Raw genomic sequence first — 24221 nt, 5'->3', positions numbered from 1 at the left:
CCCCCCCCCCCCCCCCCCCCCGCATCCCGGCCCGACGTGCGTCGGTCAGAAACGCCGAAGGCCCGCCCCGAGATATCGGGACGGGCCTTTCGCGGTCGTGGGGTCAGCGGGCGAAGCGTCCGCGGTAGTACTCGAAGCACCAGCCGACCAGGCTGATCAGCACGAGCCCGACGGCGCACAACGTGACCCAGATGCCCACGGCGAGTCCGAGGATGCCGAGTCCGGCCGAGAACGCGAGCAGCAGCGGCCACCAGCTCCACGGGCTGAAGAAGCCCATCTCGGCGTCACCGTCGTCGATGTTGGCGTCCAGGCGGTCCTCAGGCAGCTCGCCGCCCTGCGAGGCGTGCACCCGGCCGAGGTAGAAGGCGATGAACGCGGCGAGCAGCGCGCCCAGCGTCATTCCGACCGAGCCCACCCACTCGGCACTCTTGCCGCTGTCGGCCCACGTCCAGAGGGCGTAGATCGCCGCGGAGAGTATGAAGAAGGCCGAGAGGATCCAGAAGAGGATGGCGTTGGACCTCATTTACTTGACCTCTCTCGTCTCAGCGTCATAGGTGGGGGCCGCGGGCGCATCCTTCGCCGGACCGATGCCGACGGGCAGGCCGGCCTCGGGGTGGTTCAGGTCGAAGGCGGGGCGCTCTGACCGGATGCGCGGGATGGAGGTGAAGTTGTGCCGCGGCGGCGGGCAGCTCGTGGCCCACTCGAGCGATCCGCCGTAGCCCCACGGGTCGTTGACGGTCACCTTGGGGGCGCGCCGTGCCGTGACGTACACATTGAGGAAGAACGGGATCATCGAGATCGCGAGGATTCCCGCGCCGATCGAGGAGATCTGGTTCATCCAGGTGAAGCCGTCATCGGGCAGGTACGACGCGTACCGGCGGGGCATGCCGACGACTCCGAGCCAGTGCTGCACCAGGAAGGTGGTGTGGAAGCCGATGAACAGCAGCCAGAAGTGGATCTTGCCGAGACGCTCGTTGAGCATCTTGCCGGTCCACTTGGGCCACCAGAAGTAGAAGCCGGCGAACATGGCGAACACGACCGTGCCGAACACGACGTAGTGGAAGTGCGCCACAACGAAGTAGGTGTCGGAGACGTGGAAGTCCAGCGGCGGGCTCGCGAGGATGACGCCGGTCAGGCCGCCGAAGACGAAGGTGATCAGGAAGCCGATCGACCACAGCATCGGCGTCTCGAACGTGACGGAGCCCCGCCACATCGTTCCGATCCAGTTGAAGATCTTCACGCCCGTCGGCACGGCGATGAGCATCGTCATCAGCGCGAACCACGGCAACAGCACCGATCCGGTGACGTACATGTGGTGCGCCCAGACCGTGACCGAGAGTGCCGCGATGGCGATAGTGGCGTAGATGAGGGTCTTGTAGCCGAAGATCGGCTTGCGGCTGAACACCGGGAAGATCTCGGAGACGATGCCGAAGAACGGCAGCGCGATGATGTACACCTCGGGGTGGCCGAAGAACCAGAACAGGTGCTGCCAGAGCATGACGCCGCCGTTGGCCGCGTCGTAGATGTGGGCGTCGAAGACGCGGTCGGCTGCGGCCGCGAGGATGGCGGCTGCCAGAACCGGGAACGCCATCAGCACGAGGATCGAGGTGACGAGCGTGTTCCAGCTGAAGATGGGCATGCGCCACATCGTCATGCCGGGAGCGCGCATCGTGATGATCGTCGTGATGAAGTTGACACCACCGAGGATCGTGCCGAAACCGCTCATGCCGAGGCCGAGCATCCAGAGATTGCCACCGAGCCCTGGTGTGAAGGTCGTCGAGGCCAGCGGTTGGTAGGCGAACCAACCGAAGGATGCGGCGCCCTGCGGGGTGAGGAAGCCGCCGACCGCGATGAGCGAGCCGAAGGCGAACAGCCAGAACGCGAAGGCGTTCAGCCGCGGGAACGCGACGTCGGCCGCGCCGATCTGCAGGGGCATGATCACGTTGGCGAAGCCCGCGAACAGCGGCGTCGCGAACATGAGGAGCATGATCGTGCCGTGCATCGTGAACAGCTGGTTGTACTGCTCCTTCGTCGCCACGATCTCCAGGCCCGGCTCGAAGAGCTGGGCGCGGATGATGAGGGCCATCACGCCGCCGACGCAGAAGAACACGAACGACGTGATCAGGTACATGTACCCGATGACCTTGTGGTCGGTCGAGGTGATCCAGCGGACGAAGACGTTGCCCTTGCGCTCGACCTTCGCCGAGCCGAAGGTCCGGCTGGGCGCCGGTGCTGTGGTGGTGCTCAAGGCTACTCGCCCTCCTCGGTCGCCGGCGCCTTCGTGCCCGGCAGGTTCTGGTTGCGGTCGTAGTCGCTGCCCAGCTGACCGGTCTGGCCGGCATCCTTGAGCGACTGGATGTACGCCTCGTACTTCTCCTGCGAGACGACCTTGACCGTGAAGAGCATCGCGGAGTGGTATTCGCCGCAGAGCTCGGCACACTTGCCCTTGTACGTACCCTCACGGGTGGGCGTGACGTACATGTAGTTCGTCTTGCCCGGGAACATGTCCTTCTTGTACAGGAAGTCGATCACCCAGAAGGAGTGGATGACGTCGCGCGAGTTCAGCGCGATCTGGATCTTCTTGTCGACCGGCAGGTAGAGGGTCGGCAGCTCGGACTCGACCAGGGAGCCGTTGGCGTCGGTGTCGGCCTCGCCGCCCTCCGGGCCGTTCTCCGTGGGGTACTGCGCCTGGATGCCGGGCGAGTAGACGTCTTCGTTGACGTAGTTGAAGTCCCACGCCCACTGCTTGGCGACGACGTTGATCTTCACGTCGGGGCTCTTGTAGGGCTGCTCGATCTCGGCCTGGTCGCGCGCCGTGAAGGCGAAGAACCCGAGCACGAGGATGAGCGGCACGATCGTGTAGAAGATCTCGATCGGCATGTTGTAGCGAAGCTGCACGGGCAGACCGGTCTGGCCCTTGCGGCGGCGGTACACGACGACCGCCCAGATGGCCAGGCCCCAGGTGATCACGCCGACGACGAGGAGCACGATCCACGAGGTGACCCACAGTCCGGAGACGAGCGGGGTGTTCGTGGTGACGGGGTCCTTGTCCTCCTGGAAACCGGGGAGGAAGCCGTGCAACTGCGCCTGGGTGCACCCGGCGAGAACTACGGCCAACGTCGCTGCGAGCGGAATTGCAGCCCATCGGAGACGGCGATTATGGCGCACCGGTAACCTTTCGGGGGACTCGGGGACACTTCACAGGGAAGTGCCTTGATCGTCCTCTAAGCCTACTCCGATGACTCGGCCGCTGAATGCATCGCGGGCGCCTGTCGGGGCCGTTCCGCCATCCCAAAGGCGGATTTCCGGGCTTAAACCAGCACGGGACCCCATCCGAATGGATGGGATCCCGTGTGAGGCCGCGGCCGGGAGGCCGTGGCGCGGATCAGTGGAAGGAGTCGCCGCAGGCGCAGCTGCCCTGCGCGTTGGGGTTGTCGATCGTGAAGCCCTGCTTCTGGATGGTGTCCTCGAAGTCGATGGTCGCGCCGTCGAGGTAGGGAACGCTCATCTTGTCGACGATGACCTCGACGCCGTCGAAGTCGACGGCGGCGTCACCGTCGAGGAATCGCTCATCGAAGTAGAGCTGGTAGATGAGGCCGGAGCAGCCGCCGGGCTGCACGGCGACGCGCAGCCGGAGGTCGTCTCGACCCTCCTGGTTCAGCAGGCTCTTGACCTTGGAGGCGGCTGCATCAGAGAGCAGCACGCCGTGGGCGGTGCCGGTCGTCGTGGTGTCGGTCATGATGCTCCTTCATGCTGCGAGCGGTGAATGGAAGGGAAGTCAACCACGATCTTAGCGCTCCCCCGCCGCGAGATCGCCGGGTTCGCTCGTCGGTGAGGCGGTCGTATCGCGCTCGTTGACGCGAGCCAGCAGCAGGGCCTCGGCCAGCACCGACTTGCGGAAGACCTCCAGGTGCAGCGACTCGTTGGGGCTGTGCGCGCGCGAATCGGGGTCCTCGACTCCCGTCACGAGGATCTGCGCCTGCGGGAAGACCCGCACGAGGTCGGCGATGAACGGAATGGATCCGCCGATTCCGGCCTCCACGGCTGGGACGCCCCACGCATCCGCCATCGCCTGCTTGGCGGCGGGCACCGCCCACCCCCCGGTGTCGACGCGGAACGGGTTGCCCATCTCGAACTCGCTCAGTTCGTACTGCGCACCGAAGGGGATGTGCTCGGCGATGTGCGCCTCGAGCACGGCACGTGCCTCCTCATCGGTCTGGCCCGGCGCGACGCGAACGCTCACGCGTGCCGAGACCGAGGGCAGCAGGGTGTTGGAGGCGTTGCCGACACTCGGGGCGTCGATGCCGGTGACGGTGATCGCGGGCTGCGACCACAGACGGCTGAGGATGCTGCCGTGACCGATCGGTGCGACCTGGTCCAGCAGCCCGGTCTCCGCCCGCAGCTGGGTCTCGTCGTAGGGCGGCGTGTCGGACTCGGCGCCCGTGAGGCCGGCGACCGCGACGGAGCCGTCAGCGCCGTGGAAACTCGCGAGCAGGCGCGTGAGGGCGAGCATCGCGTCGGGCACGGCGCCTCCGTACATTCCCGAGTGCACGGCATGGTCCAGAGTGCGCACGGTGAGCCGGAAGGCGACAGCCCCGCGCAGAGTCACGGTGAGAGCCGGCGTCTGCACGTCCCAGTTGCTCGAGTCCGCCACGATGATGACGTCGGCGGCCAGCGCGTCGCGGTTCTGCTCGAGGAAGTTGGCGAACGAGAGCGAGCCGGCCTCCTCCTCCCCCTCGATGAAGACGGCGAGGCCGAGATCGAAGTCGGGCCCGAACGCCTCGCTCAACGCCCGGACGGAGGCGACGTGCGCCATGATGCCGGCCTTGTCGTCGGCGGCGCCACGACCGTAGAGCCGCTCACCCCGCACGGTCGGCTCGTAGGGGGCGCTCTCCCAGCCGGCGTCCTCCCCGGGCGGCTGCACGTCGTGGTGGGCATACAGCAGCACGGTCGGCCGGCCGTTGCGCGCCGCGCGGGTGGCGAGCACCGCCGGGTTGCCGAGGCGCGAGCCGTCTTCAACGGGAGCCTGGCGCAGCTCGACGGATTCGAACACCCCGGTCTCGCGGAACAGTTCGGCCACTGCAGCGGCCGAATCATGCACATGCGCCTGGTCGAAGGCCGGCCAGGACACGGACGGGATGCGCACGAGATGGGTGAGGTCGGCGATGGTGGCCGGGAAACCGTCGGCGATGGCCTGCCTCACGGCCTCCTCCCGGTCGTGGTCCGTACGTTCGAGATCAGGGGAATTCGCATCCGTCATGCGGGTAATCTTAAGGCTGAACCGATCCCAAGGATTTGATGTGGCCAAGCAGACCGCGCCCGACGGCGCCAACCCCGTGATCGAGACCGCCGAGGAGACCGTGGCTCGACTCAAGGCCGGGAAGGGCGCGCCGACTCCGTCGCGCAAGCAGCAGGAGGCAGCCCGCAAGCGCCCCCTCGTTCCGGGTGACCGCAAGGAGGCCGCCCGTGCCGCCCGTGCGCAGGCGGCGACCGCCCGCGAGAAGGCCCGGCTGGGAATGGCGGCCGGCGACGAGCGCTACCTCCCCGCGCGCGACCGCGGTCCGCAGAAGCGCTTCGTGCGCGACTACGTCGATGCGCGCTGGAGTGTCGGCGAGGCGCTGCTGCCGGTGATGTTCCTCGTGATCGTGCTGACGTTCATTCCGAACTACACCGTTCAGTCCGTCGGCATCCTCGCGCTGTGGGGCTTCTTCCTCGTCGCCGTCGTCGACTCCTTCGTTCTCGGACTCACGCTGCGACGCAAGCTCGCGGCGAAGTTCGGCGCGGACCGCGTCGAGAAGGTGCGCTGGTACGCGGCCATGCGGGCTCTGCAGCTGCGCCCGATCCGGTTGCCGAAGCCGCAGGTCAAGCGCGGTCAGTACCCGGCGTAGCCGCCGAGGCGGATGCACGGCACCCGCGTCTCCTCGTCGGTCAGCGATCCGTGCTGGCCGATCATCGAGCGGGAGGACTGGTTCTTCTCGCGGGAGTCGTAGTAGGCGATGCCGGCACGCGCCGCGATGATGACGTCGCCGATGCGCGGCAGCACATCGGGCGCCACCGTGCCGAACAGGCCCTCGCGCACCGCCTCCGCACGCGTCATGACCCAGCTGCGGTGCCCCTCGACCCCACGCCAGGCCTCGGCGAGCCGGTCGGCGGATGCGCCCGGCTCGAGGTAGAGGTAGAGGCAGCGCGGGTCTCCCCCGACATGCCGCACGCCGTCCACGAGTTCCGGCACCGTGTCGAAGAGCACCTGTTTGGCCTCCGGCACGTCGATGACGCCGTGGTCCGCCGTCAGCACGACCCCGGTCGAGGGAGGAAGGCCGGCGTCGAAGCGCGCGATCTCCGCATCGAGAGCCTCCAGTTCGCTCGTCCACTTCGCACCCTGCCAGCCCCGCGCGTGGGCGGCCATGTCGAGTTCGGGAACGTAGAGGTAGATGAGTGCTCGGGGCGTCTCGTCCAGGAGCGCCCGCGCCGTGTCGAAGCGCGCGGAGACCGAGTCGGCCCCGCGGTACTCCGCTCCCCGCAGCAGGGCGTGCGTGAGGCCGGAGTCCGCGTACCGGTTCGGGCCGACGGCGAAGGCAGGCACTCCCGCATTCCTGGCGCGTTCGAAGACGGTCGGGAGGGGCTGCCAGGTCTCCGGCTGCATCTGCTCGTCCCAGCCGCTGAGCTGGTTGACGAGGCGATCGTGCTCGGCGTCGAGCACCCGGTAGCCCACGAGGCCGTGGCTGCCGGCATCCGCGCCCGTGCAGAAGGAGCCGAGCCCGACGGCGGTCGTGGCCGGGAAGACGCCGTGCACGACGGAGCGCTTGGTGAGCCGGGAGGAGAGGTGCCGCGCGTGACCGGAGGCGGAGCGCAGGTTGGCCACGCCGAGCCCGTCGACGAGCACGGCGACGGCGTGCGAGAGCGGCGGCAGCCCGAGGGGATTCGACTCGCCCCGCACGCTCGCGAGGCAACTGGCCAACACGTCGGCAAGGCGGCCGGTGCCGGCTGGGGCGACAGGTACCATGGGCATCGCGCTCAGTCTCGCACAGCCAGAGCGCCACAGCCCGGCATCCCCTCAGCGCCCGGCGCGTGCGGCCCTGAACGAGAAACAACGGATGACGCCCCAGAACTCCACGCCCGAGCACGAGATCGCCGAACGCATCGAAGACGTCGATGTCGCAGCCGAGATGCAGGGGTCGTTTCTGGAGTACGCCTACTCCGTGATCTATTCGCGCGCGCTGCCCGACGCCCGCGACGGCCTCAAGCCGGTGCAGCGCCGCATCCTCTACGGCATGAGTGAGATGGGCCTGCGCCCTGATCGCGGGCACGTGAAGAGCTCCCGCGTCGTCGGCGAGGTCATGGGCAAGTACCACCCGCACGGCGACACGGCCATCTACGACGCCCTCGTGCGCATGGCCCAGGCCTTCACCCTGCGCCTGCCGCTCGTCGACGGCCACGGCAACTTCGGCTCCCTCGATGACGGCCCCGCCGCACCGCGGTACACCGAGGCGCGCCTGGCCGCCGCTGCGATGACGATGACCGAGGGCCTGGACGAGGACGTCGTGGACTTCGTGCCCAACTACGACAACTCGGCCGACCAGCCCGACGTGCTGCCGGCCGCGTACCCGAACCTGCTCGTCAACGGGGCCAGCGGCATCGCGGTGGGCATGGCGACGAACATGGCGCCGCACAACCTCATCGAGGTCATCGGCGCCGCCCGGCACCTGCTCGAGAACCCGGATGCCGGACTCGACGACCTGATGGAGTTCGTGCCCGGGCCCGACCTTCCCAGTGGCGGCACCATCATGGGCCTGTCCGGCATCCGCGACGCCTACGCGAGCGGGCGCGGCAGCTTCAAGACCCGGGCCAAGGTGCGGGTCGAGCAGATCACCGCCCGCAAGAGCGGACTCGTCGTGACGGAGCTGCCGTATCTCGTCGGCCCCGAGAAGGTCATCGAGAAGATCAAGGACGGCGTCAACGCCAAGAAGATCAGCGGCATCTCCGATGTCACCGACCTCACGGACCGCACCAACGGCCTGCGACTCGTCATCGGCATCAAGACGGGTTTCAGCCCCGAGGCCGTGCTCGAGCAGCTCTACCGGCTGACGCCGCTGGAGGACTCGTTCAACATCAACAACGTCGCCCTCGTCGACGGCGGCCCCCGCACCCTGGGGCTCCGCGACCTGCTGCTCGTGTACGTGGAGCACCGCGTCGCGGTCGTCACCCGCCGATCGCGTTTCCGCCTGGCCCGGCGCCAGGAACGGCTGCACCTCGTCGAGGGCCTTCTCGTGGCCATCCTCGACATCGACGAGGTCATCCAGGTCATCCGCACGAGCGACGAGGCCGAGCAGGCGCGGGCCCGCCTCATGACGGTGTTCGACCTCAGCCAGCTGCAGGCCGAGTACATTCTCGAACTGCGGCTGCGCCGCCTGACCAAGTTCTCCCGTATCGAGCTGGAGGCCGAGCGCGACAAGCTGCGCACCGAGATCGCCGAGCTCGAGGCGCTCCTGCAGAGCGAGCGCCGCATCCGCGCCCTCGTGAGCGACGAGCTCGCCGAGATCGCGGAGCGCTTCGGAACGCCGCGGCGCACCCTGCTGACCGAGGCCAAGCCGAGCATCGCCGGAACGACGTCGCGTCGCGCGGCCGCCGTGCTCGAAGTCGCGGATGCCGCCTGCCGGGTCGTGCTGAGCGCGACGGGACGCATCGCCCGGGTCGATCTGACCGAACGGGACGAGTCGGCGGCGCCCCCCGTGCGTGCGCGCCGGCGCAGCAAGCACGATGCGCTGCTCTCGGTGCTCGAGACCACGAGCCGCACGCAGATCGGTGCCGTCACCAACCGCGGCCGCCTCATCCGCTTCTCCCCCGTCGACCTTCCCGTCCTGCCCGAGACCTCGGTGCAGCTCGGAGCCGGAGTGCGGGTGGCCGACTACCTCGCGCTCACCGATCGCTCGGAACGCGTGCTCGCGATCGTCTCGCTCACCAGCGAGGACCCGATCGTCGTCGGCACCCGCCAGGGCGTCGTGAAGCGCGTGGCGGCCGCGAGCCACCCCAACCGGCCCGACTTCGAGATCATCAGCCTGAAGCCCGGAGACGAGGTCGTCGGGGCGGCCCAGGCAGAGGACTCCGCAGAACTCGTCTTCGTGACGACGGATGCGCAGCTGTTGCGTTTCGCGGCAGCATCCGTGCGCCCGCAGGGTGCGGCCGCCGGCGGCATGGCGGGCATCAATCTCGCCTCGGGCGCCTCCGTGATCGCCTTCGCGGTCGTTCCCGCGCAGCAGAGCGAGGACACCGTGGTCGTCAGCATCGCGACGGGGAACGCCACCCTGCCCGGCACCGACCCCGGTTCGGGCAAGGTGAGCGCTTTCGCCGAGTTCCCCGCGAAGGGCAGGGCGACCGGCGGAGTGCGCGCGCAGCGGTTGCTCAAGGGAGAGGACGCCCTCGCGCTGGCGTGGGTGGGCCCGGGTCCGGCACTCGCGGTCGGCACCGATGGCGCGGCCCGCACGCTGCCCGACGCACTGGCCAAGCGGGACGCCTCGGGCACGCCGCTGGACGCCGTTGTGGGAGCCGTCGGGTTCGGCCTGTCCTGAGCGTCTGTCCTGAGCGTGGCCCGAGGGTCGGATCCAGCCTGTCTCAGGCGTCGATGCGGTCCCGCGAGAGCCGGTCGGAGCTGTCGATGATGAACTCCTTGCGGGGAGCCACGTCGTTGCCCATGAGCAGCTCGAACACGCGCCCGGCGTTCTCGGCGTCGGCGAGGTTCACGCGGCGCAGGGTGCGGTGCCTGCGGTCCATGGTCGTCGTCGCGAGCTGGTCGGCATCCATCTCCCCCAGGCCCTTGTAACGCTGGATCGGGTCCTGGTAGCGCTTGTTCTGCTTCTTCAGGGTCGCGAGCACGCCCTGCAGCTCGGCCTCGGAGTACGTGTAGATCGTCTCGTTCGGCTTGGAGCCGGGGTTCATGACGACCACGCGGTGCAGGGGCGGCACCGCGGCGAACACCCGGCCCTCGTCGATCATGGGCCGCATGTAGCGGAAGAACAGCGTGAGCAGCAGGGTGCGGATGTGTGCCCCATCGACATCGGCGTCGCTCATGATGATCACCTTGCCGTAGCGGGCGACCGAGAGGTCGAAGCTGCGGCCCGAGCCGGCGCCGATCACCTGGATGATCGACGCGCACTCGGTGTTCGAGAGCATGTCGGAGACGGATGCCTTCTGCACGTTCAGGATCTTGCCGCGGATGGGAAGCAGCGCCTGGTGCTCGCTGTCGCGGGCGAGTTTCGCGGTGCCGAGCGCGGAGTCGCCCTCGACGATGAAGAGCTCGCTCTGGCTCACGTCGCTCGAGCGGCAGTCCACGAGCTTCGCCGGCAGGGAGGAGTTCTCCAGCGCGTTCTTGCGCCGCTGGGTCTCCTTGTGGGCGCGCGCCGAGATCCGCGACTTCATCTCGGCCACGACCTTGTCGAGCAGCAGGGACGCGGAGGCCTTGTCGTCGCGCTTCGTCGAGGAGAACCGCTCTGCGAGGGCGGTACCCACCACGTTGGCGACGATGGCGCGCACCGCGGGGGTGCCGAGCACCTCCTTGGTCTGGCCCTCGAACTGCGGCTCGGGCAGGCGCACCGTCAGCACGGCGGTGAGGCCGGCCATCACGTCGTCCTTCTCGAGCTTGTCGGTGCCGACCTTGAGCCGGCGCGCGTTCAGCTCGACCTGCTGGCGCAGGAACTTGAGCATTCCCGCGTCGAAGCCGGCCTGGTGCGAGCCGCCCTTGGGCGTCGCGATGATGTTCACGAAGCTGCGCATGACGGTGTCATAGCCGGTGCCCCAGCGCAGGGCGATGTCGACCGTGCATTCGCGGGCGAGTTCGGTGGGCACCATGGCGCCGTTCTCGTTGAGCACGGGAACGGTCTCGGTGAAGGTGCCGGTGCCGCTCAAGCGCCACGTCTCCGTCAACGGCGAGTCGGGGGCCAGGTGCTCGACGAACTCCGAGATGCCGCCGTCGAAGCGGAACTCATCGCTGTGCGGCTCGAAGCCGCGCTCATCCGTCACCGTGATGCCGAGGCCAGGCACGAGGAACGCGGTCTGCCGCGCACGGCTCAGCAGCTCCTCGGTCTGGAAGTCGGCGCCCTTGGTGAAGATCTGACGGTCGGCCCAGTACCGCACACGGGTTCCCGTGCGGGTCTTGGGAACCTTGCCCACCACGCGCAGCTGGCTGCCCTGCTCGAACGGCGAGAACGGCGCGTCGGGGCTCGGGTCGGCGCCGTCGGCGAAGATGCCGGGCTCTCCGCGGCGGAACGACATCGCCCAGGTCTTGCCGTCGCGGTCGACCTCGACGTCGAGCCGCTCGGAGAGCGCGTTGACGACGGAGGCGCCGACGCCATGCAGTCCGCCGGACGCTGCGTACGATCCCGAACCGAACTTGCCGCCGGCGTGCAGTTTCGTGAAGACCACCTCGACCCCGCTGAGCCCCGTCTTCGGTTCGATGTCGACGGGGATGCCGCGGGCCACGTCGCGCACCTCGACACTGCCGTCGCGGTGCAGCACGACGTCGATGGAGTCGCCGTCACCGCCGAGCGCCTCGTCGACGGCGTTGTCGATGATCTCCCAGAGGCAGTGCATGAGTCCCCGCGAATCGGTCGAGCCGATGTACATTCCGGGCCGCTTGCGCACCGCTTCGAGGCCTTCGAGAACCGAGAGGTGCCTGGCCGAGTAGTCGCTGCTCACGTCGGTCAAGCCTAGTTCGGGCTCCTCCCCCTGCCCGACGGGACACCCCTCGCCAGGTCACGATTGGTACGCGCACAGCGAAATACCAGGCACCGCTGCGGGAAACGGGCTGCGGGCGTGTTCAAATGGATGCACACAGGATGTCAGGTCGATACGAAGGAGGGTCAGTCCAGATGTCACAGATCACCACCCCGAACGGTGCCGTCGACGAGGCCGTGACGACCCAGCCGCTGACCGCTCTCGACCGCTGCGATGCCTGCGGTGCGCAGGCCTACATCCGCGTCGTCGTCTCCAGCGGAGAACTGCTGTTCTGCGCGCACCACGGCCGCAAGCACCAGGAGAAGCTCTCCCAGATCGCCCACAGCTGGCACGACGAGTCCGCTCGCCTGCTCGAGAGCTGAGCGACTCCCCTCGTCTAACCAGAACAGGCCCCGCATGCGCGGGGCCTGTTCGCGTTGCGGCAGCCGTTCGCGGTGCGCGGTCAGTCCAGGGGCAGGTCGAGCTTGCGCAGCACGTGATTGCGGGCGGCGCGGGCGTAGTCGTCGACGATGACGGCGTGCTCGCCCCGCACGTACGCCTGACCTGCGCGGGCGTACATCGCAGTCAGCAGGTGGTCGGCGAGGTGGGGATTCAGGGCGAGCACCGGACCGTGCAGGTGAGTGCCGATGGCGTCGCCCATCGTCACGCCCTCCTGGCCGGAGTCCTTGCCGTTTCCGGAGCCGTGCACGATGCGTCCCAGCGGCGAGCCCTCGGCGGCGACGTAGTCGCGGGCGTGGTTCTCGAAGCCGACGAGGCGACCGTAGCGCGAGGAGAGCACGATGTCGTCGGTCACCCTGCCCTCACGCGCGATCACACGCCCCGGCAGCAGGCCGATGCCCTCGCTGACCGTGCCGTCGCCGTGCTCGATTCCCCAGCTGAGCAACTCCCAGCCGAGCCCGACGGCGAGGATGGGAACACCCTCCGTCGCCCAGGTGCGCAGCAGGTTCGCCAGGTCCAGCAGCAGCGTGCGCACGGTGGGGATGGCCGAGTCCGAGCCCGATCCGATCACCACGGCGTCCACGCGCTGCGGCATGTCTGCCGCCGTCTCGACGACGGCGACCCTGGCCGTCTGCCCCGACCAGCGGATGCGGGCGGCCAGCACGTCGGCGTTCTGCGCATCGCCATTGGTGTCCAGCAGGCTCGGGGCGATGACGGCGATCGTGAAGTCGGTCGTGGCGGGGACGGCGCTCATGCCTCGTCTCCTTCGGCATCGAGGCCGAGGTGCGTGCGAGTGCGGCGCATGGAGTCGGCGGAGAAGACGATGGTCTTGGCGCCATCGGTCGGCAGGGCGAGGAAGTCATCGATCGCCCGGGCGAGGTTGGGTTCGATGCGCTCGACCTGCACGCCGTCGTACGCGAGCTGCAGGGCGATGGCGTAGGCCTTGGACCCGCTCACCATCGCCACGCGGCGCAGTCGCGACGTGTCGACCGGCCAGAGGTAGGACGGATCGCGCACGTCGGAGCCCACGGCGACCATGATCGCCCCGCCGTCGGGATCGATGGTGTCGACGTTCAGCTGGAAGCTCGCGGGATTCTGCACGAGCACGAATTCCACGCTCTGGCCGCGCACCTCGACGACCTCTCCACGTCCGAAGACGGGCGGGAGCGCTCCGATGGCCTCACAGGCCTTGTCGATGTCGAAGGCCGTGCCGAGAACGGCACTCGCCGTGGCGAGTGCCGCCGCGGCATCCGTCGCGTAGTGCACGCCGCGGGCAGGCAGTCCGAGCACGTGGGCCGTGCCGTCGATGCTCAGCTCCGCGCGCCGGCCGTGCACGCCGACGACGATCACGCCCTCCTCGATGCGGCTCGGCGTCAGCGCCGCGTTCCCCAGCCCGTGGGGTGCGGACTCCAGGACGGCCTCGGAGACGCCGAACAGGCGCACGTGCGCGGATGCGCCGGCCTCCTCGACCGCACGGAGCGCGTAGGCGTCGTCGCCGTTGACGACGACGGTCTCGCTCGCGCGCGCGGCGATGCGGCCGAGCATCCCGGCCACCATTTCGGAGTCGTGGAAGCGGTCGATCTGATCGACCATCACGTTCGTGATGGCAACGACTCGCGGGCGCAGGGCCGGCGCGATGCGCGCACCGTGACCCTCGTCCATCTCGAGCACGCCGATGTCACCGGGGATGCGGCCGGTGAGTGATGCCTGCTCGAGCAGGGCGGAGGTGAGGCCCTGGGCGATGTTGGCCGTCGACGGATTGGTGAACACCGAGCGCCCGTGCGCCCGCAGCACGGCGACGAGCATCTTCGTGGTCGTGGACTTGCCGCTGGATCCCGACACGATCACGAGGCCCTGGGGGAAGGAGTTCAGTGCCTGAGCCAGGTAGCCGGGGGCGAGGCGGTTGACGACGAGACCGGGAACGGCCGAGCCCCCGCCCGGCTTGCGCAGCCGTGCGAGCACCCGGACGGATCGACCGACGAGGATCGCCGGGGCATACCGCATCCGGCGCTCTTTACTCGAGGTAGTCGCGCAGCGACTGCGACCGCGACGGGTGGCGCAGCTTGGCCATCGTCTTCGACTCGATCTGGCGGATGCGCTCGCGGGTGACCCCGAACGTGTCGCCGATCTGGTCGAGGGTCTTGGGCATGCCGTCACCGAGTCCGAAGCGCATGCGGATGACGCCCGCCTCGCGCTCGGAGAGCGAGTCGAGCAGGCTCTCGAGCTGCTTCTGCAGCATCGTGAAGCCCACGGCATCCGCGGGGACCACGGCCTCGGTGTCTTCGATGAGGTCGCCGAACTCGCTGTCGCCGTCCTCACCGAGAGGAGTGTGCAGCGAGATGGGCTCGCGACCGTACTTCTGGACCTCGACGACCTTCTCGGGGGTCATGTCCAGTTCGCGGCTGAGCTCTTCGGGCGTGGGCTCACGACCGAGGTCCTGCAGCATCTGGCGCTGCACGCGCGCGAGCTTGTTGATGACCTCGACCATGTGCACCGGGATGCGGATGGTGCGGGCCTGGTCGGCCATGGCGCGCGTGATGGCCTGGCGGATCCACCAGGTGGCGTAGGTGGAGAACTTGAAGCCCTTGGTGTAGTCGAACTTCTCGACCGCACGGATGAGGCCCAGGTTGCCCTCCTGGATGAGGTCGAGGAACTGCATGCCGCGACCGGTGTAGCGCTTGGCGAGCGAGACGACCAGGCGCAGGTTGGCGCCCAGCAGGTGGCTCTTGGCGCGCGCGCCGTCCTTCGCGACCCACTGAAGCTCGCGGCCGAGCTGCGACTTCTTCTCGACGTCGCTCATGTGGCTGAGCTTCTCTTCGGCGAACAGTCCCGCCTCGATGCGCATCGCGAGCTCGACCTCTTCGGCCGCGTTCAGAAGCGCGACCTTTCCGATCTGCTTCAGGTAGTCCTTGACCGGGTCGGCCGTCGCACCCGTGATCTGCGCGGAGTAGACGGGCACGTCGTCTTCGTCATCGACGAGCGAGAGCCGAAGGGCTCCGGTCGGAAGCGGCTCGGCTACGGCGGGAGCCTTGGTCTCCTCCTCGTCGTCGAAGTCATCCGCCGGGGCCTTCGGTGCGGCCTCGGGGGTCTCCTCTTCGCTCTCCTCGACCTCGGCGACGACGTCGACCTCGACGGCGTCGAGCTCTTCCTCGTCGATCTGGTCCTCGGCGTCGGCGTCATCGCCGGCCGCCTTGGTCCGAGCCTTGGCAGGCTTCTTGGCAGCGGGGGCGGCAGCGACCCCGGCCTTCTTCGCGGCAGGCTTCTTGGCAGCGGGCGCCTTCTTGGCGGCCGGCGCGGCGGTCTCGCCCGCGGTGGTCGTGCGGGTCGACGCGGCCTCGGTCTCTTCGGCGAGGCTCGCCGTTGCGGACTTCGTGGTGGGCATTCGAGCACCTCTCACAGAGGAGGACCGAGAAGCCGATCCCCCGGACGATACGGCGCCGGGCGTCACCCTCTGGCCGAGTCGTCAATGGACATTACTAAGACCCATGTCAAGTCCGATGTTTCTCCAGCCGCGATGCGCCGGAGCGAATCGGTGGGTGGCAAACGGACGTGAACGGGTCCTCTTGACAAATTATTGCATGGATCACTAGCGCGCCCTCGTCGCGCGCCTGCGCCATGCCCTGACCAATGCAACCCAGATGGGGGCCACCTGTATTCCCTCGTCGGCGTAGAGCTTGCGTCGAGTGCGGCGACGGGCGTGCAGCAGGAACAGCACGCCGGCGCCGACCACCACGAACTCCACGAGGAAGGCGATCCGGAACGAGGCGAGCGAGTAGAGCGCACTCGCCACACCGGCGGCGATGCGCACCTGGTCCTGGAGGTCGAGGAGCACTCCGATGAGGAAGATCATGATGAAGCTCGCGAGGAACCCGCCCACGTTCACGACGCCGTTTGCCGCTCCGAGGCTGCGCTGGGGGTTGAAGGTGCGGGCGAAGTCGAATCCGATCAGGGAGCCCGGCCCGCCGACCCCCATCACGACGATGAGGAGGGCCACCAGCCACAGCGGCGGCGCGCCCGGCCACGCCAGCACGAGCACCCACATGAGCCCCATCGCGACCACGATCGCGAGCACGAGGCTCGACCGACGGAACGGGAATCGCGCCGACAGCAGCCCGAGCACGGGTCCCGCGACGAGACCGGCTCCGACAAGCAGCAGGAGCAGGTCGGCGGCGAGCTGCTGTTCATAGCCCAGGCCGAAGACGAGGAACGGGTATCCCCAGAACAGGCTGAAGACCGTTCCCGGGGACTGCGAGACGAAGTGCGACCAGAATCCCAGTTGCGTTCCCGGCCGACGGAAGGCCTCGCGCAGTTGGTGCACCGCTTCGCCGAGGTGCGAGACGCGGTGCGTGTCCGGATCCCCCGCCGGACGGTCACGGATGACGGCCGCACCCAACAGCAGGGCGAGCAGGCCGAGCGAGGCGGCCGAGAGGAAGGCCGGGGTCCAGCCGGCGCTGCGCAGGATGAACGCGAACGGCAACGCGGAGAGCACCTGCCCGAGCGCGCCGACGTTGCCCGACCACTGGGAGAGCTGCGGCACGAGCCGTCCGCTGAACCACGAGCTGACCAGCCGGATGAGGGAGACGAACACCGTCGCATCCCCGAGCCCGACGAGGATGCGGCCGAGCACGGCCAGTCCGATGGTGTCGGCGAATCCGACGGCCACCTGGCCGGCGATCATGATGGCGGTGCCCGTGAGCATGAGCACCCGCGGCCCGAAGCGGTCGATGAGCACGCCGACGGGAATCTGCATCGCGGCATAGACGGCGATCTGCACGACCGCGAGCGTCGAGAGGGTTGCCGCGGCCACGTCGAAACGGTCGGCGGCGGCTACGCCGGCTACCCCGAGGCTGGAGCGCTGCAGTACCGCCGTGAGGTAGAGGAACGCTCCGACTCCGAAGACGAACCACGATCGTCGGGAGTTCACCTCTCCGAGTCTACGGGCCGGCCCGCGAAGGCCCGAGGCTCAGCGGCCGAGGGGTGGCTCGTCGTCGCGGTGCCGTCGGAAGGCGAGGAACTTCTCCAGCTCAGCCGCGATCTCATCGGCGCTCGGCACCTCGCCGTCGACGTCGGTCAACGGGGAGCGCAGCGACGTTCCCTCCATATAGCTGTCGTGGCGCTCCTCGAGCGCGTCGACGAGCTTGGCGAGCTCGCCGTTCTCGGCGACCTGCTCGTCGATGCGGCCGAGGAAGTCGCGGCCCTGCTCACGCAGGCTGTCCGTCGGGAAGATGAGCCCGGTGGCCGCGCTGATGCTCTCCAGTGCGGCGATCGCCGCGGCGGGATACTCCGTATCGGCGAGGTAGTGCGGAATGAGCAGCACGAATCCGGAAACGGGATGACCGCGTTCCTGAAGGCGGAACTCGACGAGGTGCATCGCCGTAGAGGGCACCTGCGTGCGCGGCTTCCACACCGACATCGCCTCGACGAGGTCGTCGCGGTTTCCGCTGACCGTGACGCCGATCGCACGGGTGTGGGGAACGGGCATGGGAATGGCGTGCACCCACGTCACGGCCTGCACCCGGAACTCCCGGATGATGTCGAGCACGGCCGCACTGAACCGATTCCACTGGAAGTCGGGTTCGAATCCCGTCAGCAGCAGGAAGGGCTGGCCGAGCTCGTCGGAGGCCAGCGACAGCCGCAGCCGGGCAGGCTGGTAGTCGCTGAGGTGGTCCTCGTCGAAGGTGATCAGCGGACGACGAGCGCGGTAGTCCAGCAGGATGTCGGGGTCGAACTCGGCGACGGGCGTGGAGTGCAGCGTGTCGAGCAGGTAGTTCGTGAACTGCGAGACCGCGTTGCCCGCATCCGCGAACCCGGTCAGGCCGGCGACGAGGTGCAGTCCCTCAGGGACGGAACCGGCGTCGAGGCTCAACTCGTAGAGGCCGCGGGGATCGAGCATGCAACCAATGCTACGACCGCGGGCATGCGCTGCCGGGTTGCCGCAGGGCCCGCGGAGGATGCCCACAGCGAACACCTAACATCGATGCATGGCCTCTCCCGAACTGACCCTCACCACAGACTCCCCTCTCACGCAGCCCGTCGACATCGTCGTCGTCGGGGCGCGCAAGAGCCCGGACGGACCGGTCCTCGTGGCGCACGAGGCGTACGCCGACCTCGTGGCGGCGCTCTCCCCCGTCGCGGTCACCGGAGCTCGGGACCAGCTCGTGCGGGTCGTCGACACCGTGGGCAGCGCGACGGCGATCGCGATCATCGGCCTCGGAGAGAGCGTCGACGCCGCATCCCTGCGCGCGGCCGCCGGTTCCGCGGCGCGGCAGCTCACCGGCCTCGACAGCATCGCGTTCGCCTTCGGTCGCGACGAGTCAGAGGAAGTGCTCGCCATCGCCGAGGGCGCGCTGCTCGGCGCCTACAGCTTCACCGAGTTCCGCGGCGTCTCGCAACGACCCGCATCGCGCCGGGCGGGTGCGCTCACCGTTCACGCTTCGTCCGAGCCCGCGTCTGAGGACCTCGAGCGCGTGCGGGCGACCGCGGCTGCGGTTCGGCTGGTGCGGGACCTCGTCAACACGCCGGCTGCAGAGCTCTACCCGCAGAGCTTCGCGGAGCAGGCCCGTGCACTCGCCGGCGAACTCGGGGTCTCCGTGACGGAATGGGACGAGAACGCCCTCGCCGACGAGGGCTTCGGCGGCATCCTCGGCGTCGGAAAGGGCTCGGAACGCCAGCCCCGCCTGGTCAAGCTCGAGTACGCTCCGGCGCAGGCGGCGCAGCACCTCGCCCTCGTCGGTAAGGGCATCACGTTCGACACGGGCGGCCTGTCACTGAAGCCGATGGTCGGAATGATCGGGATGAAGTCCGACATGGCCGGTGCAGCAGTCTGCCTGGCCGTCACCCTCGCGGCCGCACGCCTGTCGCTGCCGGTGCGCATCACCGCCTGGCTCTGCCTCGCCGAGAACATGCCGTCCGGATCGGCGATGCGCCCCAACGACGTGCTGCGGATGCGCGGCGGGCGCACGGTCGAGGTCGTCAACACGGATGCGGAGGGGCGGCTCGTGCTCGGCGACGGACTGGCGGCGGCATCCGAGGAGCAGCCCGATGCCATCATCGACGTCGCGACGCTCACCGGCGCGCAGGTGGTCGCGCTCGGCCACCGCTATTCCGCCGTGATGGGTGATGACGCGCTCGTGCAGCGTGTGCTCGGCGCCGCCTCCGAGGTGGCGGAGCCCTTCTGGCCGATGCCTCTTCCCGATGAGCTGCTCCCCCGACTGGACTCCGACGTCGCCGACCTGAAGAACGCCACCCCGGGAGACACCGCAGCCGGCATGCTGCTGGCCGGCGTGTTCCTGCGCGAGTTCGTCGGCACCCGGGCCGACGGTACCGCCATCCCCTGGGCGCACCTGGACATCGCGGGCTCCGCGCTGCTCGACGGCAAGCCGTACGGCCACCTCGGCGCCGGCGCGACGGGGGTCGCCGTGCGCACCGTGCTGCGGCTGGCCGAGTCGGCCGGAGCGCAGTAGTAGGGTCGTATGGGCAAGAATCGCTTGCCTTCCGCCCGCCTCGCCCTCACATCCTGAGGTTCGAGGCCGTGCGCATCTATGTCCTGGACACAGGTCTCGAAACCAAGGGAGTTGCTGGGTGTCGGAGCAGACGTTTGACATTGTCGTTCTCGGCGGAGGAAGCGGAGGCTACGCAGTCGCGCTGCGAGCAGTCCAGCTCGGGTTCTCCGTCGCACTGATCGAGAAGGACAAGGTCGGCGGCACCTGCCTGCACCGCGGCTGCATTCCCACGAAGGCGCTGCTGCACTCCGCGGAGGTCGCCGACTACACCCGGGAATCGGCCAAGTACGGCGTGAAGGCCGTGCTCGAGGGCATCGACATGGCGGCCGTCACGGCCTACCGCCAGGGCATCGTCGACAGCAAGTACAAGGGACTGCAGGGCCTGATCAAGGCGCGCGGCATCACCACGATCATCGGCGAGGGCCGGCTCACGTCGCCCACGACCGTCCAGGTCGGCGATGAGGTCGTCACGGGCAAGAACATCGTGCTGGCGACCGGCTCCTACTCGCGCACCCTGCCGGGCCTGGAGATCGGCGGCCGCGTGATCACGAGCGAGCAGGCGCTCGAGCTCGACTTCGTGCCGAAGAAGGTCGCGATCCTCGGCGGCGGCGTCATCGGTGTCGAGTTCGCGAGCGTGTGGAAGTCCTACGGCGCCGACGTCACCGTCATCGAGGCGCTCCCGCACCTGGTCCCCAACGAGGACGAGTCGGTCTCCAAGCAGCTCGAGCGGGCCTTCCGCAAGCGCGGCATCAACTTCTCGCTCGGCATCCGCTTCCAGTCGGTGAGCCAGAACGAGGATGGCGTGATCATCACGCTCGAGAACGGCACGCAGTTCGACGCCGACCTGCTTCTGGTGGCCGTCGGCCGCGGTCCCGTCACCGCCGGTCTCGGCTACGAGGAGGTCGGCGTGAAGATCGACCGCGGCTTCGTGATCACCGATGAGCGCCTCGCGACGAGCGTGCCGGGCGTGTACGCGGTCGGCGACATCGTTCCCGGACTGCAGCTGGCGCACCGCGGCTTCCAGCAGGGCATCTTCGTCGCCGAGGAGATCGCCGGCCTCGCCCCGATCATCGTCGAAGACCTGAACATCCCCAAGGTCACGTACTGCGACCCCGAGGTCGCGTCCATCGGCTACAGCGAGGCGAAGGCGAAGGAGAAGTTCGGAGCCGACCAGGTCTCGAGCTACGACTACAACCTCGGCGGCAACGGAAAGAGCCACATCATCGGAACGAGCGGATCGGTCAAGGTCGTGCGCGTCAACGAGGGACCCATCGTCGGCGTGCACATGATCGGCGCGCGCGTGGGCGAGCTGATCGGCGAGGCCCAACTCGCCGTGAACTGGGAGGCGTACCCGGAGGACATCGCTCCGCTCGTGCACGCGCACCCGACGCAGAACGAGGCCCTCGGCGAGGCCTTCCTCATGCTCGCGGGCAAGCCGCTGCATGCCATCTGAGACCGCAAACCGCAATCCGGCCCCGGCCGCAGAGAACGCAATAAGCTACATAACGCGTAGAACGCTTTTGAAGGAGACAATCGCATGAGCGAATCCGTCAGCCTCCCCGCACTCGGTGAGAGTGTGACAGAGGGAACGGTCACCCGCTGGCTCAAGAACGTGGGCGACCGCGTCGAGGTGGACGAGCCCCTGCTCGAGGTATCGACCGACAAGGTCGACACCGAGATCCCCTCGCCGATCGCCGGAGTCATCGAGGCGATCCTGGTGCAGGAGGACGAGACCGTCGAGGTCGGCACCGCCCTCGTCACCATCGGCGACGGATCCGGTGGCGGCGACGCTCCCGCTGAGGCTCCGGCCGAGGCCGCAGCCGAGGCCGAGTCGGCACCCGCGCCCGATGAGGCACCCGCCGAGGTCCCGAGCGTCGACGCTCCGGCCGACGATGAGGCTGCCGCCACTCCCCCGGCTCCGGCCCAGCCCGAGCCCGCCCCCGCCCAGGAGAGCGCTCCGGCCGAGGAGAGCGCTCCCGCCACCCCGGCTCCCGCCGCACCGCAGGCTCCCGCCGCACCGGCCCCGGCAGCCGCTCCTGCTGCTCCCGCTCCCGCCGCACCCGCCCAGGCGGCGCCCGCCGCACCCGCTCCGGAGCAGACCGCTCCTGCTGCTCCCGCTCCGGCGCAGGCTGCCCCCGCTCCGGCCGAGACGGCCGCGCCCGCCGCTCCCGCTGCCGGAGGCTCGCACTCCGCCGGCGGTTACGTCACCCCGATCGTGCGCAAGCTCGCCAACGAGCAGGGCATCGACCTCTCCACGGTCACGGGCACCGGCGTCGGCGGCCGCATCCGCAAGCAGGATGTGCTCGCCGCAGCCAGTGGCAGCGCTGCGGCCCCGGCCGCTCCGGCGCTCGAGGTCTCGCCGCTGCGCGGAACGACCCAGCCGATGACGCGCCTGCGCAAGGTCGTCGCCGAGCGCGCCGTCGCATCCATGCAGCAGACCGCCCAGCTCACCACGGTGGTGAAGGTCGACGTGACACGCATCGCCCAGCTGCGCGATCGCGTGAAGGGCTCGTTCCAGGAGAAGACCGGACAGAAGCTCTCGTTCCTGCCGTTCTTCGCCCTCGCCGCGGTCGAGGCGCTTCAGGCGTACCCCGTGATCAACTCGACCGTCGACGGCGACTCGATCGTCTACCCCGACACCGAGAACCTGGCGATCGCGGTGGACACGGAGCGCGGACTGCTGACCCCGGTCATCCGCGATGCGGCCACCCTCGACATCGCCGGCTTCGCCGCCCAGATCGCGGACCTCGCGGCTCGCACGCGCGACAACAAGCTGAAGCCCGACGAGCTCGCGGCCGGAACGTTCACGCTGACCAACACCGGTTCGCGTGGGGCGCTCTTCGACACCCCCGTCGTGTTCCTTCCGCAGTCGGCGATCCTCGGAACGGGCATCGTGGTCAAGGAGCCCGCCGTGATCAGCTCCGACGGCGTGGACGCCATCGCCCTCCGCTCGATCGTCTACCTCGCGCTCTCGTATGATCACCGCATCATCGACGGCGCGGATGCCGCACGCTACCTCACCGCGGTCAAGAAGCGCCTTGAGAGCGGCGACTTCGAGGGCGACCTCGGCATCTAGCCCTCGGCCGGGAACACATCGCGCAGACGCCAACCGGCCTCGCCCCTCACCACGAGGAGCGAGGCCGGTTGCATGTCCCCCACGGTCATCGCGATCACGGCCGCATCGCCGCTCCGGCTGGCCAGGGCGAGCGTCGCCCCGGGATCCAGTTCCACGGGAACCGCAGCGGCCTCCACCGCGGAGGCATCGGCATCCGCAAGCGGCGACCCGAGCTCGTCGACCTGCAGCAGGCACGCAGGCTCGCCGGTCCGGACGCACGCGGCTCGCGCCTGCAGCAGCGCCTGGGCCGCCGCGACGGGGTCCTCGCCGGCGATGAGCGCGCGGCTCTCGGGTGACGGTCCAGTAGCCTCCTGACTGCGGGAGGGCGCGGAAGAAGCGACCGGGTCGGCAGTCGGAGCGCCGGATGCGGGGCGAGGCGTTCTCGAGGAGGCCCGCTCAGCGGCGGGCAGGAGCGTCAGTGCCGCTGCGACCAGCACCGCGGCGACGGCTCCGCCGATGATGATGGGGGCGAATCGTCGTCGGCGCTCCCCCGATGCGAATGCTCGTACAGCCGAGCCGGGGCGTGCGAGCAGCCGGCGGAACCGGTCTGGCGCTGCAGCCGGTTCAGTGGCCTGCGCCCCGACCTCCGCCAGTGCTCGCCCCCGGAGAGGCGCCGGATCATCGAGCCGGAGGGGCACGACGGCCGCGGGTACCTCCACGCGCACCGGCTCGGCCGGGGCGAGCCCGAAGATGCGGTGCTCGAGCTCGGGCAGCACCGCCGGGAGCGGACGCTGCGCCGCCCTCTCGCGCAGCCACGACGCGAGCCGATCGAGCGCCTCGTCGTCGCCTCCGACCTGTCGCATGAAACCCGCGATGACCTCGTAATCCCTGCGGCGCTGTGCGGTCGCGGTCGTCGTTCCCGCTTGCCTCGAGAGCGACTCGGCGTGGGCGAGCGAGGTGATGACGGGCCGTCCAGCGGCGCTGAAGCGCACCGAAGCCGGCGAGAGCGCGCCCAGGCACCAGCCGGCGTCGTGCAGGGCCGCGACGGCCGCCACGAGCGGCCCGAGCACCGTGACCAGCTCGCCGAGGGAGAGACCCGAGGCGAGCCGTTGCGCGAGGGTCGGCCCGGTGAGAGGGTCGAGCACCAGGCAGATGCGGCCATCGGGAACGCTCGCGACATCGAGCAGCCGGGGAAGGGCCACGCCGGCGACCGTGCCGGCGATCTCGACCTCCGCGTCGACCGCGGAAGTCACCGCTCCCCGGCGGAAGACCTTCAGGGCGACGGTGCGGCCGTCGTGGCCCGCGCCGAGGTAGACGTCGCACCGGGTGCCGCTGCCCATCCGCCGCAAGACGCGGTAGCCGGCGATCGTCTCATCTGACACCACTCCAGCGTGCCCGCGGAGCGGCCGGCCGGGGCGGCAACGGCTCGCAGGGGCAGCGGCCATGGCCCGCGCCGGCGCTGGGGAGGAGAGGATGCGGCCGCGGCGCCGCCTAGACTG

General features: G+C 69.2%; 19 protein-coding genes. 6 read left to right on the top strand and 13 right to left on the bottom strand.

Going from position 1 to position 24221, the window contains the following annotated elements; translation table 11 throughout:
- Window positions 1-103: 103 nt before the first annotated feature.
- The 5 genes from WDJ51_RS00790 to WDJ51_RS00770 all read right to left on the bottom strand — a co-directional run bounded on the left by WDJ51_RS00790 (window position 104) and on the right by WDJ51_RS00770 (window position 5260).
- Window positions 104-523 carry a cytochrome c oxidase subunit 4 gene (locus WDJ51_RS00790; RefSeq protein ID WP_337850513.1) on the bottom strand — a complete coding sequence of 140 codons (420 nt, stop codon included), beginning with the start codon at window positions 521-523 and terminating at the stop codon, window positions 104-106.
- Window positions 524-2248 carry an aa3-type cytochrome oxidase subunit I gene (gene ctaD, locus WDJ51_RS00785; RefSeq protein ID WP_337850512.1) on the bottom strand — a complete coding sequence of 575 codons (1725 nt, stop codon included), beginning with the start codon at window positions 2246-2248 and terminating at the stop codon, window positions 524-526. It lies immediately after the preceding gene.
- 2 nt (window positions 2249-2250) lie between these two features.
- Window positions 2251-3168 carry an aa3-type cytochrome oxidase subunit II gene (ctaC, locus tag WDJ51_RS00780; protein WP_337850511.1) on the bottom strand — a complete coding sequence of 306 codons (918 nt, stop codon included), beginning with the start codon at window positions 3166-3168 and terminating at the stop codon, window positions 2251-2253.
- Window positions 3169-3385: 217 nt separating this feature from the next.
- Window positions 3386-3739 (bottom strand): iron-sulfur cluster insertion protein ErpA, encoded by a 354-nt coding sequence (gene erpA, locus WDJ51_RS00775; protein ID WP_337850510.1) that lies wholly within the window; start codon window positions 3737-3739, stop codon window positions 3386-3388.
- A 51-nt stretch (window positions 3740-3790) separates the two neighbouring features.
- Complete coding sequence (locus tag WDJ51_RS00770) at window positions 3791-5260, bottom strand: dipeptidase (RefSeq protein WP_337850509.1); 1470 nt, start codon at window positions 5258-5260, stop codon at window positions 3791-3793.
- A 40-nt stretch (window positions 5261-5300) separates the two neighbouring features.
- Here WDJ51_RS00770 and WDJ51_RS00765 point away from each other — a divergent pair, with 40 nt between their 5' ends.
- Window positions 5301-5888 carry a DUF3043 domain-containing protein gene (locus WDJ51_RS00765; protein WP_337850508.1) on the top strand — a complete coding sequence of 196 codons (588 nt, stop codon included), beginning with the start codon at window positions 5301-5303 and terminating at the stop codon, window positions 5886-5888.
- On the opposite strand, the gene WDJ51_RS00760 is transcribed toward WDJ51_RS00765, so the two are convergent.
- On the bottom strand, window positions 5873-7009 hold the full coding sequence (locus tag WDJ51_RS00760; protein WP_337850507.1) for an alkaline phosphatase family protein: 1137 nt from the start codon (window positions 7007-7009) through the stop codon (window positions 5873-5875). The two genes, WDJ51_RS00765 and WDJ51_RS00760, sit on opposite strands and share 16 nt — an antisense overlap.
- 85 nt (window positions 7010-7094) lie before the next feature.
- Between WDJ51_RS00760 and WDJ51_RS00755 the strand changes: the two genes are divergently transcribed.
- On the top strand, window positions 7095-9566 hold the full coding sequence (locus WDJ51_RS00755) for a DNA gyrase/topoisomerase IV subunit A (RefSeq protein ID WP_337850506.1): 2472 nt from the start codon (window positions 7095-7097) through the stop codon (window positions 9564-9566).
- 43 nt (window positions 9567-9609) lie between these two features.
- On the opposite strand, the gene WDJ51_RS00750 is transcribed toward WDJ51_RS00755, so the two are convergent.
- On the bottom strand, window positions 9610-11688 hold the full coding sequence (locus WDJ51_RS00750; RefSeq protein ID WP_337850505.1) for a DNA gyrase/topoisomerase IV subunit B: 2079 nt from the start codon (window positions 11686-11688) through the stop codon (window positions 9610-9612).
- 173 nt (window positions 11689-11861) lie between these two features.
- Here WDJ51_RS00750 and WDJ51_RS00745 point away from each other — a divergent pair, with 173 nt between their 5' ends.
- Window positions 11862-12089: a DUF7455 domain-containing protein gene (locus tag WDJ51_RS00745; protein WP_337850504.1), complete on the top strand. Its 228-nt coding sequence runs from the start codon at window positions 11862-11864 to the stop codon at window positions 12087-12089.
- An 80-nt stretch (window positions 12090-12169) separates the two neighbouring features.
- Here WDJ51_RS00745 and WDJ51_RS00740 read toward each other — a convergent pair whose 3' ends face one another.
- The 5 genes from WDJ51_RS00740 to WDJ51_RS00720 form a co-directional block, all read right to left on the bottom strand.
- Complete coding sequence (locus tag WDJ51_RS00740; protein WP_337850503.1) at window positions 12170-12919, bottom strand: type 1 glutamine amidotransferase; 750 nt, start codon at window positions 12917-12919, stop codon at window positions 12170-12172.
- Window positions 12916-14169 carry a MurT ligase domain-containing protein gene (locus WDJ51_RS00735; RefSeq protein WP_337850502.1) on the bottom strand — a complete coding sequence of 418 codons (1254 nt, stop codon included), beginning with the start codon at window positions 14167-14169 and terminating at the stop codon, window positions 12916-12918. The genes WDJ51_RS00740 and WDJ51_RS00735 overlap by 4 nt, the downstream gene beginning before the upstream one ends.
- Before the next feature lie 10 nt (window positions 14170-14179).
- Window positions 14180-15547 carry an RNA polymerase sigma factor gene (locus WDJ51_RS00730; RefSeq protein WP_337850501.1) on the bottom strand — a complete coding sequence of 456 codons (1368 nt, stop codon included), beginning with the start codon at window positions 15545-15547 and terminating at the stop codon, window positions 14180-14182.
- Between the two features lie 204 nt (window positions 15548-15751).
- A complete protein-coding gene (locus tag WDJ51_RS00725) occupies window positions 15752-17089 on the bottom strand; it encodes an MFS transporter (protein WP_337850500.1) in 1338 nt (445 codons plus the stop codon).
- Window positions 17090-17128: 39 nt separating this feature from the next.
- Window positions 17129-18058: a proteasome assembly chaperone family protein gene (locus tag WDJ51_RS00720; RefSeq protein ID WP_337850499.1), complete on the bottom strand. Its 930-nt coding sequence runs from the start codon at window positions 18056-18058 to the stop codon at window positions 17129-17131.
- An 88-nt stretch (window positions 18059-18146) separates the two neighbouring features.
- Here WDJ51_RS00720 and WDJ51_RS00715 point away from each other — a divergent pair, with 88 nt between their 5' ends.
- The 3 genes from WDJ51_RS00715 (at window position 18147) to WDJ51_RS00705 (ending at window position 22743) form a co-directional block, all read left to right on the top strand.
- A complete protein-coding gene (locus tag WDJ51_RS00715; protein WP_337850498.1) occupies window positions 18147-19628 on the top strand; it encodes a leucyl aminopeptidase in 1482 nt (493 codons plus the stop codon).
- 118 nt (window positions 19629-19746) lie between these two features.
- A complete protein-coding gene (lpdA, locus tag WDJ51_RS00710) occupies window positions 19747-21120 on the top strand; it encodes a dihydrolipoyl dehydrogenase (protein ID WP_337850497.1) in 1374 nt (457 codons plus the stop codon).
- 84 nt (window positions 21121-21204) lie between these two features.
- Window positions 21205-22743 (top strand): 2-oxo acid dehydrogenase subunit E2, encoded by a 1539-nt coding sequence (locus WDJ51_RS00705; protein WP_337850496.1) that lies wholly within the window; start codon window positions 21205-21207, stop codon window positions 22741-22743.
- Here the strand turns inward: WDJ51_RS00705 and WDJ51_RS00700 are convergent.
- Window positions 22740-24104 carry a hypothetical protein gene (locus WDJ51_RS00700; RefSeq protein WP_337850495.1) on the bottom strand — a complete coding sequence of 455 codons (1365 nt, stop codon included), beginning with the start codon at window positions 24102-24104 and terminating at the stop codon, window positions 22740-22742. The two genes, WDJ51_RS00705 and WDJ51_RS00700, sit on opposite strands and share 4 nt — an antisense overlap.
- Window positions 24105-24221 lie beyond the last annotated feature (117 nt).

Source organism: Rathayibacter sp. YIM 133350, assembly GCF_037404875.1.
GTDB lineage: Bacteria > Actinomycetota > Actinomycetes > Actinomycetales > Microbacteriaceae > Orlajensenia.
Note: the sequence above shows the minus strand (reverse complement) of the source record. Positions and strands in the feature narration are given on the sequence as shown.

What these genes read in the sequence shown, in the direction of transcription:
- WDJ51_RS00740 (WP_337850503.1), bottom strand. Translation starts at nt 12,919, where the DNA reads ATGAGCGCCGTCCCCGCCACGACCGACTTCACGATCGCCGTCATCGCC.
- WDJ51_RS00755 (WP_337850506.1), top strand. Translation starts at nt 7,095, where the DNA reads ATGACGCCCCAGAACTCCACGCCCGAGCACGAGATCGCCGAACGCATC.
- WDJ51_RS00790 (WP_337850513.1), bottom strand. Translation starts at nt 523, where the DNA reads ATGAGGTCCAACGCCATCCTCTTCTGGATCCTCTCGGCCTTCTTCATA.
- WDJ51_RS00760 (WP_337850507.1), bottom strand. Translation starts at nt 7,009, where the DNA reads ATGCCCATGGTACCTGTCGCCCCAGCCGGCACCGGCCGCCTTGCCGAC.
- WDJ51_RS00730 (WP_337850501.1), bottom strand. Translation starts at nt 15,547, where the DNA reads ATGCCCACCACGAAGTCCGCAACGGCGAGCCTCGCCGAAGAGACCGAG.
- WDJ51_RS00715 (WP_337850498.1), top strand. Translation starts at nt 18,147, where the DNA reads ATGGCCTCTCCCGAACTGACCCTCACCACAGACTCCCCTCTCACGCAG.
- WDJ51_RS00745 (WP_337850504.1), top strand. Translation starts at nt 11,862, where the DNA reads ATGTCACAGATCACCACCCCGAACGGTGCCGTCGACGAGGCCGTGACG.
- WDJ51_RS00705 (WP_337850496.1), top strand. Translation starts at nt 21,205, where the DNA reads ATGAGCGAATCCGTCAGCCTCCCCGCACTCGGTGAGAGTGTGACAGAG.
- WDJ51_RS00720 (WP_337850499.1), bottom strand. Translation starts at nt 18,058, where the DNA reads ATGCTCGATCCCCGCGGCCTCTACGAGTTGAGCCTCGACGCCGGTTCC.
- erpA (WP_337850510.1), bottom strand. Translation starts at nt 3,739, where the DNA reads ATGACCGACACCACGACGACCGGCACCGCCCACGGCGTGCTGCTCTCT.
- WDJ51_RS00770 (WP_337850509.1), bottom strand. Translation starts at nt 5,260, where the DNA reads ATGACGGATGCGAATTCCCCTGATCTCGAACGTACGGACCACGACCGG.
- WDJ51_RS00735 (WP_337850502.1), bottom strand. Translation starts at nt 14,169, where the DNA reads ATGCGGTATGCCCCGGCGATCCTCGTCGGTCGATCCGTCCGGGTGCTC.